Source organism: Occallatibacter sp., assembly GCF_049802275.1.
In the GTDB taxonomy this organism is placed as follows: Bacteria; Acidobacteriota; Terriglobia; order Terriglobales; family Acidobacteriaceae; genus Telmatobacter.
In genome coordinates this window covers 1-11,641 of sequence record NZ_JBARMD010000453.1, presented here as the reverse complement: position 1 = coordinate 11,641, position 11,641 = coordinate 1, and the positions used below count along the sequence as shown (strand labels likewise).

General features: G+C 56.6%; 9 protein-coding genes. 4 read left to right on the top strand and 5 right to left on the bottom strand.

Annotation, left to right across the window (positions count from 1 at the left end):
- The 3 genes from WA354_RS15660 to WA354_RS15650 form a co-directional block, all read right to left on the bottom strand.
- Nucleotides 1-1,734 (bottom strand): M48 family metalloprotease (locus tag WA354_RS15660; protein WP_472813956.1); only part of this gene is annotated, 1,734 nt, incomplete at its 3' end.
- Nucleotides 1,735-1,851: 117 nt separating this feature from the next.
- Nucleotides 1,852-2,904 carry an energy transducer TonB gene (locus tag WA354_RS15655; protein WP_472813955.1) on the bottom strand — a complete coding sequence of 351 codons (1,053 nt, stop codon included), beginning with the start codon at nucleotides 2,902-2,904 and terminating at the stop codon, nucleotides 1,852-1,854.
- Between the two features lie 8 nt (nucleotides 2,905-2,912).
- Complete coding sequence (locus WA354_RS15650) at nucleotides 2,913-3,569, bottom strand: hypothetical protein (protein WP_472813954.1); 657 nt, start codon at nucleotides 3,567-3,569, stop codon at nucleotides 2,913-2,915.
- A gap of 25 nt (nucleotides 3,570-3,594) precedes the next feature.
- On the opposite strand from WA354_RS15650, the gene galE reads away from it, so the two are divergent.
- On the top strand, nucleotides 3,595-4,608 hold the full coding sequence (gene galE, locus WA354_RS15645) for a UDP-glucose 4-epimerase GalE (protein ID WP_472813953.1): 1,014 nt from the start codon (nucleotides 3,595-3,597) through the stop codon (nucleotides 4,606-4,608).
- Nucleotides 4,609-4,652: 44 nt separating this feature from the next.
- Here the strand turns inward: galE and WA354_RS15640 are convergent, their stop codons facing one another.
- Entirely contained in the window at nucleotides 4,653-5,555 is a 903-nt protein-coding gene (locus tag WA354_RS15640) for a hypothetical protein (RefSeq protein ID WP_472813952.1), read from the bottom strand.
- Between the two features lie 410 nt (nucleotides 5,556-5,965).
- On the opposite strand from WA354_RS15640, the gene WA354_RS15635 reads away from it, so the two are divergent.
- Nucleotides 5,966-7,093, top strand: coding sequence for a ScyD/ScyE family protein (locus tag WA354_RS15635; RefSeq protein ID WP_472813951.1), 1,128 nt, complete (start codon nucleotides 5,966-5,968; stop codon nucleotides 7,091-7,093).
- Between the two features lie 67 nt (nucleotides 7,094-7,160).
- On the opposite strand, the gene WA354_RS15630 is transcribed toward WA354_RS15635, so the two are convergent.
- Nucleotides 7,161-8,216, bottom strand: a complete 1,056-nt coding sequence (locus WA354_RS15630) for a hypothetical protein (protein ID WP_472813950.1) — start codon at nucleotides 8,214-8,216, stop codon at nucleotides 7,161-7,163.
- A gap of 482 nt (nucleotides 8,217-8,698) precedes the next feature.
- Between WA354_RS15630 and WA354_RS15625 the strand changes: the two genes are divergently transcribed.
- A complete protein-coding gene (locus WA354_RS15625; protein ID WP_472813949.1) occupies nucleotides 8,699-10,219 on the top strand; it encodes an MFS transporter in 1,521 nt (506 codons plus the stop codon).
- A 319-nt stretch (nucleotides 10,220-10,538) separates the two neighbouring features.
- On the top strand, nucleotides 10,539-11,641 hold a 1,103-nt coding region (locus WA354_RS15620; RefSeq protein ID WP_472813957.1), incomplete at its 3' end, for an AMP-binding protein.

Here is an 11,641-nt window from a genome sequence, read left to right as displayed (position 1 = left end):
AGCACCGGCTGCGTTCGGCTTTGCCGCTGCGGCCGCATTTGCTGCCTGCGACTGGGCTTCATCGTAACGCTGCAATCTGTAGTAGACCGGGGTCACTTCCAGCGGCATCTTGTCGCGCGGATTCAGCGGAGCATAGATCTTGGCATTCAACTGGTGCACGTGGTCATCCCACGGGTCGGTCTTCAGCCAGCTTCCCAGCGGAAGCGCCGCGCTCTGTGTCAGGTCATCCCAGTTGAGCTTCGGTGCACCGTGCGCGAGGGTTGTCATCCACGGAGTTCCGTCGGCCTTGAGCAGGGAATCGCCCAGCTTCGGCGTATTCAGAGCTTTCAGCTCAGGACCGCGAGCCGCAAGCTGTGCCCAGTAGAGGCCAGCGGTAGAAAGCTGATCCTTGTACATTGAGGCGTCGAGATATTGCTGGGCCTTGGCGGCAGCTTCCTGATTGTCGTGATCGGTGTGGTTCATGTTGATGCGGCGGAACGATGACTCGTCAGGGAACATCAACCGATCGTTGAATGCATAGCGCGTATCGATGTGATGGCCGAGTGCGATGTGCGCCAGTTCCATCGAGATTACAGAGGCAATCGTCGCCTCGTTGCGCGGCATGGTATCGACCAGGCCCTTGCTGAGCAGGATGGTATTGCCCACGGTGGTGGTTTCAATCGTGTCAGTCAGCATGATCCGGCAGTGCACCGGCAGACTGAGCGCGACATTGTTGGGAACCACGAGGTTAGTCACGATCTGATCGAGCACCGTGGTCTCAAATCCGTTGGGCGTCAGCGGAGCCACCAGACCGGCCTGCTCCAAGCGGTCGATCACGTTGTTTTCGGCCTGCAGCACCCACTCGCGCGAGGCCTGCAGCGGGCTCACGTCCTGTGAGTCATCGCTCTTGTCCTCGGCGTCTTCCACCTTCATGCTCACGCTCTCGCTGTCACGCGTAGGCAGTTTCAGGCTATAGCCCCAGAAGTGCGTCTGCGCCTTCAGGCCTTCCTGCTTGTCGTTTTCGCGCGTGGTTTCTTCAACGTAGATCGCAACCGGCAGCCAGATGTTGGGCTGCACATTCATGCGCCAGCTATCGAAGTGGAAGTAGTAGCGTGAATCATCCTCTGACCGCGGTCCGGTGTAGGTTCCGTTGAAGCGGACGACGTTGCCATCCTGATCTTCAATCCAGATGCGGCCATAAAAGCGGCCCATGCCCTCAACCTTCGGATGCACGTCGAATACCCAGGTCCGAACCGATCCCAGGAACTCGCGGCGCACATAGCTGAACACATAGTGCTGCTGATCGAATCCCGTCGGGTCAAGGAACATCATCTGCATGAAGCCGGTCGGGTTGTATGTGAAACGCTTGTCGAGGCCGAGAGCCTTGGTGAGTCCCGTGATGGCTCCGAACGATCCCTTGAACCAGCCCTTTTTCCCGGCGTCCTTCGATTCGTAGGTCTTATCAAAAAATCCCTTGCCGAAGTCGACGCGGCTCAGGGTGTACTGATCGCTCACGGGCACCTGGTAGAGCTTCACATCAGGTTTTGTGTTCTGGATGTACGTCTCCACAAGCGGGGTGCGTTCCTGGATCGCCTTGATCAGAATCTTCTCCTGCCCGATGGACTTCTGTACGAGCGCGGCCTGCTCCGGGGTGAGCGGGTGTGCCTGCTCGTACTTAGGTGCCTTTTTTGCATACGCCCACGAGGTCCCAAGAGACAGGGTCAGGAGGGTTAGGGCGATCTTTCGAAACATCATGTCATCTCCTAGGATGATTCGTTCTTGCCGTTCTCTAAAACAGTAATTGAATTTGACAGCAATTGAATTTCTTGTCGCTCTTCACTCACTGTCGTAATCGTTGGTTCGAATTGGACGCTACGCCAATTGAAACGTGATGGTGATATTGGTTGTCAAATCCACAGCCCGGCCATTGCGGGTAGCCGGACGAAAACGAATTTGCGAAGCAACACGGCGGGCCTCTTCGTCCAGTCCGTGACCCAGCCCGTGGACCACGCTATTAATCACGACCTGTCCCGATGCGGTAAATGTCACGCGCAGGATTACATCTCCCTGAACCCGCAGTTGACGTGCTTCCGGCGTGTACTTCACGGGGGGCTTCGACAGAACTTCTAGATTAGTGGGCGCCACTTCACGGGGTGACTGGGCCATGGCAGGCACTGCTGCCATCTGCGTCTGAATTCCCGCCGATGCCACTTTCCCGCCCGTCGCATAGCCTGTGGTTGCGGTTCCGGTTCCGCCGGGAATTCCGGCTTGCGCAACCTTGCCTACTGATCCTGCGTTTGAACCCGACTTCAGTCCATTGCCGATTCCGGTTGAACCCACCACTCCATGAGGAGCGACGGCCGGTCCCTGCATGCCGCCATAGGGATTGCCGATTGCCGCCACCGTTGCCGGCCGGGTCGCGTTCGGATTCGGGGTTACGCCGAAAGTCTCGCCCAGGTGGACTGGCGCCGTCGAGGCCTTCACAGTATTGGTCTGCGCCGGCATCGCTGCAGTCAACGCAGGCTTGGGCTGAGGAGCCAGAATGATCGAAGGTTTCGCCGCCTTGATCTGCGGCGTGTTCAGTTTGGCTTCCATCTCAATTGGCTTCAAGGCCGGCTTGGGTTCCGGCTTCGGCATGTTGATTTTGGGCTGCTCCATCGGCATTTCCAGCTTCGGCTTCGGCGGCTCGGGAAGCTTGGGAGGCGGAGGAGTCTTGAACTTCGGCGGCGGTGGCGTCGTCGTAGGAAAGATTAGTTCTGTTTGCTCGAACTTATGCTCCTGCATGACATGCTTAGCCGTCATTCCGATATAGATCATCAAACCGAGAATTATCGCGTTGACGGTTGCGCTCGTGACAAACGGCGCAGACCGCCCCTCAGGCTCGGGAAGCAAGCCAAAAGTCATTCGACCTGGGTAGCCACTCATCTGCATCTTCATACCTCGGGGTTAGCCATGGAGACGGCGTTTTGAGCCTGCAGGATTTCAGAAAAAAGCACCGTAGAGGAGGGATGCGCAAAAATGACCCAACGTTGCCATTTGGCCCCAGCCTCGTGCGGGCGTGCGTAAATGATTTTCTCCTGCAGCGAACGCTTTTCGCTTTCTGCAGCAACTGGCTGATTCCAAAAAGGAAAGTGGTGCGTGTTGTACGGCGCCTGAAGGCAGGGGATTATCGCATCCCTCAGATCCGTCTGCTGTGTTTGACGCTGCCCCTTGCCGTTTGGGATTAAAGGGACGCGAAAGTCTTCCCCTATGCTATCGGATTGGGATGGGCAGACGCCAGCCACCGCGCTTTCGACTACCAAAGTGCGGAACTCATCGGCACACGCGTCTTTCTGAGCCCCACCCGCACTCATCCGGCCACTCCCCGTCTGTGCCAAAAGCCTCGAAACCCGAGTAACATATCCCGGTTCAGAGGGGTGGCAAAAAGAGACGTCGTCCAGCAGGCTATAGCTTTCCCTCAGACACGAAATATGGTCGCTTGTTGCGTTCACATTCCACGTAGCTTGGGCAAGGCGCCAATTGATGGTCTTCTGGTTGAACGGTTTTAACCGCTCCTGCTTGCCTGCTGTAATAGACTCACGGTAACCCAATCCGCTCTGGAAGGACAGTATTTTTGTGAGAACTTTGGTTACCGGAGGTGCCGGGTATGTTGGTGGAACAGTTGCAACTTTGCTCGCTGGTCAGGGCCACCAGCCGACCGTGTTTGACAACCTCTGTCATTCCCGTCGCGCGATGGTTCCGGCGGGCGTCGAGTTCATCCAGGGCGATCTCGCGGACCGTGGTCTGATCGAAAACATTTTCAAGGGCGCCAAAAGCGAAGGCAAGCCTTTCGAGAGCGTGCTCCACTTTGCCGCCCTCATTGAAGCCGGCGATTCAATGGTGCGGCCTGAGTTGTACTTCCGTAACAACACCGCGTCCACGCTGGCATTACTTGAGGCAGTGATTGCGGAAGGTCCGCGCCGCGTCGTGTTTTCGTCGACTGCGGCGGTATACGGTGAGCCGGAATCCGTTCCCATCAAGGAAGATGCGCGTCTCAAGCCCACCAATGTTTATGGCGAGTCAAAACTGATCGTCGAAACGATGCTGAACTGGTTCCATACGATCCATGGACTCCGTTCGATCTCGCTGCGCTATTTCAATGTGGCTGGAGCGCCTGAGGGGCCGGATGGGATCATCCGCGGCGAGGATCATGAACCCGAATCGCATCTCATTCCGCTGATTCTCGATGTGGCCCTCGGTCGCCGGCAATCGATCCGGATTTACGGCGATGATTATCCGACGCCGGACGGCACCTGCATCCGCGACTATATCCACGTCTCCGATCTTGCCGACGCTCACATGCTTGCGGTTAGAGCGCTTGATACGGATGCGGCAGCGAAGTCCCGCCTTATCTTCAATCTCGGAAACGGTCAGGGCTTCAGTGTTCGCGAGGTGATCGAATCCGCGCGGCGTGTCACCGGCCACCCAATTCCAGCAGAACTGCATCCCCGTCGCGCCGGAGATCCCGCAGTGCTGGTAGCCAGTTCAGAGAAAGCAATTCGCGAACTTGGATGGAAACCGCGCTATACAGAGTTGGACGATATCGTTCGCACGGCATGGGTGTGGCACCAAAAGCGGTACGCGTCCTGAAGGATCGCTCGAGCGCTGGTGGCCTATGTTGATGACCGTCGGTGTCATCGCCCGGGTGGAGAACGGTCGGATCCAGTGGCCAATTGTTGAAGTCTCTTATGTCTGCCGAAGTTGAATGGCCGCAGCTCCTCCGGGTGATTTCTGACGTAGGCGAGCACGCGCTGCCTTTTCTGGATTCCCCTCGTTCCATTCCCGGGAGGGCAGAGATCCGGCGTCACCGAGGCAACGCGCTCGAAGATACTTTCCCAGCGACGCTTGATCGCAGGCAGGCTGACGAACAGGGAACTCGCGGCTGACGCATCGTCGCTACCTTCAAGTGCCGCCTCCAGCAACTGTTGTTCCCCGGGAGTGAACGCAAACCGGGGTTCGAGATGATGCTGAAACAATCCAGCCGCGATGGAATGAGGATCGGAGCGCATAGAGTCGAGTGTTGCCACAAGGAGAGCCCGGTCGGCATTCCATGTTGAATCGGGGTGAGTTCGCCGGTAGGCTTCAAATCGATCGGCAATCTGGAAGGACCGGTGGTCTCGCACGTGCCACAAGTCAAGCTCATCCACCATTTCCGACAGAATTCTTGAAAAGTGATAGCCCACATGCAGGTCCATGTAAGCGATCCCCAACAAAACCCGCACTTCATCTCTCTGAGTGGGGCTGAGAAGGGCATTGTGCCAGCTTGTATCGAGAATCACCTGTTGCAAATCTCCCTGCGTGTTGGCATCGCGTACGTCTTCGAAAGTGGCAATCACGGGTTTGCCGGCGACAACGCTTTCAATGATTCTGGAATTCAAGCCGGGCCTCGGATTCCTCACTTCAGCTTCGGCGAAGCTTTTTTTCACAAAAGCAGCGAATCCGAAACCAACGATTTTGGACTCACCCTTCCCGTGCATTTCGGCGACGGCGGTTCGCGTGGCGTGGGTCATTCCGAACAGTTCGCGCCAGACTTTCATGGCTTGGGCACTACCGACTGTCTCGGCTCCGTTTTTGGCGGGATGCAATGCCAGGCAAGCAGGCAGATCACAGGCCCGGGTCCTTCTCCAGGAGAAAACGGCATCCATGACGGCCTCCAAAATGGCCTGAACTCTAACTTAAATTTGGCCAATTTATTGTCATTTCCAAGTTTCTAAACGATTTTCCGAAGTTGAATGGCATCAACTGCCCAAGGAAAAGTGTCCATCGTCTGAAGCCGCAAAAGTATCCTAAAAGGCCATTGCGGAGAGCGCCATTGCTATCTAGAGTAACCGCAAAATCGCTTCGATTACGGAGCGAGTGTCGCGGGTTGCCCTTCTCCATATTGGCTTGATCCACCAGCACTTCAGTTGTTGAGCAAATTCCAATCCCCAAAATCAAGGAGATCGATATGAAGCTGCGTTCCTCCCCGAAGGTCTGTGCGGGCGTCGCGTTATTTGCCGCGGCGTTCTGCTTCACAGTTCAGGCGCAAAGTCCCTCCCCCAATGTGCACGTCTGGGTTACCGGCCTCAATGGCCCGCGTGGGCTGACCTTTGGCTCCGATGGCAATCTTTACGTGGCCGAGGCCGGCACCGGCGGCACTAACTCAACCAAGGGCGCATGCGTCCAGGTGATTGCGCCTGTTGGACCCTATACGGGCGGCAATACAAGTCGGATTTCGAAGATCAACCCTTCTGGGACGCGAACGACTGTGGCTTCGGGATTTCCCTCAACTATTGATGCAATGGGCGACATCTCAGGCGTTGCCGACCTAGCTTTCCTCGACGGCACACTTTATGCCCTTGAGGGCGGCGCTGGATGCTCCCACGGAGACACCCTCCCCAACGGCCTCTACAGCGTCAACACCAAAAGCGGTTCATGGAAACTGGTTGCCAACCTGAGTCACTTCATCCAGACCCACATGGTGAAATACCCCAACGCGCCTGATTTCGAGCCGGATGGAACTTTTTACAGCATGACCGAATTCAACCATCGTCTGTACGCGGTCGAGCCCAATCACGGCCAGATTGTATCCATTGGCATGGATGGTTCGATGGGCAACGTGATGGACGTCTCCGCCTCACAGGGCCACATTGTGCCTACCGCGATCACCGCTCGTGACGGTCAGCTCTATCTGGGGAACCTGAACCAGTTTCCAATCGAGTCGAATTACGCTCGAGTGTTGACCCTCGGCTATGCGGAGTGCAGCCGGGTCTCCGCTCCCGGACTCGATGACACCGGGGCTGAGCACAGCCTGCATGTTCTGGCCTCGAAGGCCGGCTTCACCACGGTTGTCGGAACGGCATTTGGCCCTGACGGCCTGCTTTACGTGCTTGAACTGTCTGATGCGGCAGGCTATCCCACCCCTGGCGCAGGTAAAGTCGTACGGATCAAGAATGACGGGAGTATCGAGGATGTCGCGACGGGTCTTGTCGTGCCAACGGGCATGACGTTTGGTCATGATGGAAAGCTCTACGTGTCCAACTTCGGCGCGGCGCCTCCGGGAGCCGGGCAGATTGTGCGTATCGATCTTCCCTAGCAACAGACTGCCGTCCATAGGGTGAAGGGGGAGGAGCAATAGAATGCTCCTCTCCCACCCACGTTACTCATTCCGCTGACACCATACAGGCGTGGCCCTTGTTGCTGTACTCGGGTTGTGCAGCGTATGTAACCCCATTCATCTTTATGACCGAGGGGTTGAAGTACACGCTGGTCGCCGTCGGGAAGACTAGGAAAGAGCATTCATCGCCTATTTCCTCGCCAAACAGTCCATTGTCCGCGGCATTCCACCATGCATTTCCATCTGGATCGGTAATGGTTTCAAATGTCTCGTGCGAAAGAACGTTGTTTGTAGAGTCGGCGAGCTGCCCTTGCGGACCACCGGGAGGAACGTTGCATCCGTTCACATCCTGGAATGGTTCTACCGAATACAGAACGTGGCCTATGTCGGTAAAATCCACACTGCCGTGATAGCCACAGAAATAGAAGGTGCTCGGCTTATCCGGCGAGTAGCATTCGCTATCTGTCGAGTCGAAACATTCATCGGTTCCGGGTGGAAGGAACACGTGAAAGATCCCGTTGTATCCAGTTTGGTATTGGAGGACACTGGCGACGAGATGCACAACTGCGAGCACGTCAGCGTCTGTAAGTGTGTGAGGCAAGGACGACCCGAAATACACTTCCGCATTGCCGCCCAGTGTGTAGCGGTTGTTTTCGTTTCGTTGAACGTATTGGTCAGTGATACTGATGAAGTCGCTAAGGCCAAGGTTCTTCAGGAACCCCTCCGGGTTACCCCAGCAGGCGGCTATGGTCGCCGGCGTACATCCAGCCGCGCCGGGTATGGGGCTGTTCAGAATGTAAACTGCGTGGAACTCACCCTCTTTTACGGTAGGGCCTCCTTCATAACTGAGGTCTCCCGGCCAACGTTTGTTAGCCCGTGGAAACGGAACAGTGGGAGGACCGGTTAGAGTCGTTTTGCTCTTAATGCCGATGCCAACTGGCGTGTTTGCGGTGAAGATTTGCTTCACAGAAGTTTTTGCGTCCGCTGCGGCTGTCGTATCTGCACCGGTAACAGAAATGGGCTTAGTGGGTGCCTGTGCTGCTGCGTAGCCGGACAGAAGCAGCGTACAGGTTGCAAAGAGGCGTACTCTTGTTCCCTTCATGCTTTTCTTAATCTCCTTGAGAGCGAGTTAGCGGCATTGACTGAAACGCGAAATCACACGTGAACCACCGTGCGAGTGTGGCGATCTCGTTAGTGAATTTTGGGTTGTGTACGTGCGGGGCTTACCAAGATGAGGGGCTGATCCCCCTGGCGATGACCGAATGTATTCCAGGCCATTTTTCTTGTCAAGCCATTTCTCAGCCAGGGTCAGTCACCCGAAGATTCCTCGCATTACCTCAATCGTCATGGCTGTGTCTCGGGTCGAGATTGCGTGGCAACTTCTTCATTACGTTCTGCGAGCCTGCTGAGGGTTGTGATCGGATTCGTGGCGGCTTATCTGCGAACCGCTGCGCCTGAATTCTCTTGACTTCTGCGATTGGTGGCCCGCACAGTGAGCCTCAGGGCTCGCTCCGGTCTGCAAACCGTCCCCAACGTGTTCCGGGGCAATAGATCTCAAGCGGCAACCTCTGAGGTCACGCACGAATGGCATCGCAGATTATCCCGCAAACGCGGGCAGTGCAATCGAAGTCTCTTGCCAAGGTCATCTGCGGCGCTGCGACTGGAACGCTGATCGAGTGGTACGACTTTTACATCTTCGGCTCGCTCACATCGGTGCTTGCAGTCAAGTTCTACCCGCCCGGTAATGACACCTTCGCCTTGATCGCCTACTTGGCCACTTTCGCCATGGGATTTCTGATTCGTCCCTTTGGCGCTCTGTTCTTCGGTTGCGTCGGCGATCTAGTCGGCAGGCGAATCGCCTTTATCGCGACACTCGGCATCATGGGTACCGCTACCGCGTCGATCGGACTTTTGCCGACGTTCCAGACTGCCGGCTGGTTCTCGCCCATCGCACTCATTGCCATCAGGCTTCTGCAGGGACTGGCCATCGGCGGGGAATATGGCGGAGCGGCCGTATATGTCGCCGAACATGTGCCCGACCGGAGCCGCGGCTTCTACACCAGCTTCCTCCAGATGACTGCGGGGCTGGGGTTGGTGCTTTCGCTTGGGGTGATTCTTGCCACTGAGCAGTCCATGACCAGCGCGAGCTTTCAACAATGGGGATGGCGCTTGCCGTTCCTTCTTTCTATCGTGCTGGTCGGCATCTCGCTTTATATCCGTTTCCGTATGAAAGAATCTCCGATCTTCTCGCACATCAAGTCATCAGGGACCCAATGTACGACGCCGATCAGAGACGCCTTTGGGAAATGGGGCAATCTTAAGCAGGTGCTCATCTCGCTCTTCGGCGCCGCGGCCGGCCAGTCCGTCGTCTCCTACACTGGAATGTTTTTTGCGCTCTTTTACCTGCAGAACATCGTGCGCGTAAATGCTCACACCTCGAATGTCATCGTCGCTGTCGCCATCATCGCCGCCCAGCCGCTCTATCCCGTCGTGGGGGCACTCTCTGACCGCATCGGCCGCAAGAAGATCATGATGGCCGGAATGCTGTTGTTTGTTGTCTCTGTGTTTCCCATGTACAAAGCCATGCAGCAGGCCGCGGGGAACAATGTTGTGACGGTGAGTTCTACCAAAGACAGAGTCACGGGAGACATTCACCTGACTCCGCTGAGCCGCGATCTCTCGAGCGGCAAACTCATTCCTGCCCCCGAGGCGCCTCATCCCAACCAACTGGCGCTCATTTTTCTTGTCTGGCTCCAGACCGTCTTCTCGATCATGACGTACGCTCCCATTGCGGCGTACCTTGTGGAAGCTTTCCCGGCAAGAATCCGCTACACCTCCGTCTCTCTGCCCTATCACATAGGGAATGGAGTGTTCGGGGGCCTGCTGCCGTTGATAGGCGTAAGCCTGTGCGCCTCCACCGGCAATATCTATGCCGGTCTGGCGTACCCGGCCGTGGTTTCCGCACTCTGCTTTGTGGTGGGCACCATTTTCCTGAAGGAGAGCCACGGCACACTGATCTGGGAGGAACTATCGACTGAGAAAAAGGAGAGCTGGCCGGTCCCTGTTCTCCCTGTGCCCCAACCAGCTCCGGCACCCGCGGAATGACTCGCTCAGAACTGGAACTTCGCCTCCTTGTGCGGACTTGGTCAGGCAGAGTGACACGTGTACTGCTTTAAGCGAGATCATCAGAAATCAGCTTGATATTCAAATTGCCCAAGCCAACAGACTAGGCAACGAGCCCGGCCACATCGCGGCTATCCACGAGCCCCGTGACTGGTCTCGGTCGCTGGGATGGCTTGCCGTCTCTGCCCCTGTCTCGATAAAGTGACTTCCACATGCAATTTCCACGGGTGCGGCAATGTATCGCAATACTGCCCCGTATTGCAGCCTTGTAATTCCCTGAAGGGACTTATTCATGTCTTCTATGCACGTTCCCGCTGATCCGGCTTCGGTCTCATCCCTCTCCAACCAGGATCTGGAATCGACGCTCCGTGAAAATCGCGTTTTCCCACCGCCCGAGGAGTTTTCAAAACACGCCTACATCAAGAGCCTTGAGCAGTACGAGGCCATGTACAAGCAGTCCATCGAAGACCCTGAGGCATTCTGGGCCGGGATCGCGAAAGAACTCCATTGGTTCAAGCCGTGGGATAAGGTGCTGGAGTGGAATCTTCCCTCTGCGAAATGGTTTGTCGGCGGCAAAATGAACTTGAGTTACAACTGCCTTGACCGCAATGTGCAGAGCGGACGCGCCAACAAAGCCGCGATTATCTGGGAGGGCGAACCTGGCGAGGTACGCCGGCTCACCTACTCCGAACTCCACGCTGAAGTGCAACGCTTCGCCAATGGCCTGAAGGCGCTCGGCATCAAAAAGGGTGACCGTGTTGCTGTCTACATGGGCATGACGCCGGAACTGGCCATCGCCATTCTTGCCTGTGCGCGTATTGGCGCCATCCACTCCGTGATTTTCGGCGGATTCGCCGCCAATGCCATCGCTGACCGCGTGAATGATTGCGGCTGCGTTGCCATCATCACCCAGGACACGAGCTATCGCCGAGGCACTGAGATCCAGCTCAAGCGCACTGTCGATGAAGCCATGCCCGCATGCCACACCGTCGATCACGTCATCGTTTACAAGCGCACCGGCTCCTCCGTAAACATGGTGGAAGGCCGCGATCGCTGGTGGCACGAACTCATCGCAAACGCGCCGACCCACTGTCCCGCAGAGCCTCTTGATTCTGAAGATCCGCTCTACATTCTCTACACCTCCGGCACCACAGGAAAACCGAAGGGCCTCGTGCACACCACCGGCGGCTACGCGGTGCAGACGTATATCACCTCGAAGTACGTCTTCGATCTGAAGGACGAGGACATCTACTGGTGCTCGGCCGATATTGGCTGGGTTACCGGACACTCGTATGTGGTGTATGGGCCACTGCAGAATGGCGCCACCGTGCTGATGTACGAAGGGGCGCCGAACTGGCCCGATTTCTCACGCTTCTGGAAGATCATCGACGACCACCGCGTCAC

Excerpts from the sequence above, each read along its gene's own strand:
- WA354_RS15655 (WP_472813955.1), bottom strand. The coding sequence starts at position 2,904 with ATGAGTGGCTACCCAGGTCGAATGACTTTTGGCTTGCTTCCCGAGCCT.
- WA354_RS15640 (WP_472813952.1), bottom strand. The coding sequence starts at position 5,555 with ATGAAAGTCTGGCGCGAACTGTTCGGAATGACCCACGCCACGCGAACC.
- WA354_RS15635 (WP_472813951.1), top strand. The coding sequence starts at position 5,966 with ATGAAGCTGCGTTCCTCCCCGAAGGTCTGTGCGGGCGTCGCGTTATTT.
- WA354_RS15630 (WP_472813950.1), bottom strand. The coding sequence starts at position 8,216 with ATGAAGGGAACAAGAGTACGCCTCTTTGCAACCTGTACGCTGCTTCTG.
- WA354_RS15625 (WP_472813949.1), top strand. The coding sequence starts at position 8,699 with ATGGCATCGCAGATTATCCCGCAAACGCGGGCAGTGCAATCGAAGTCT.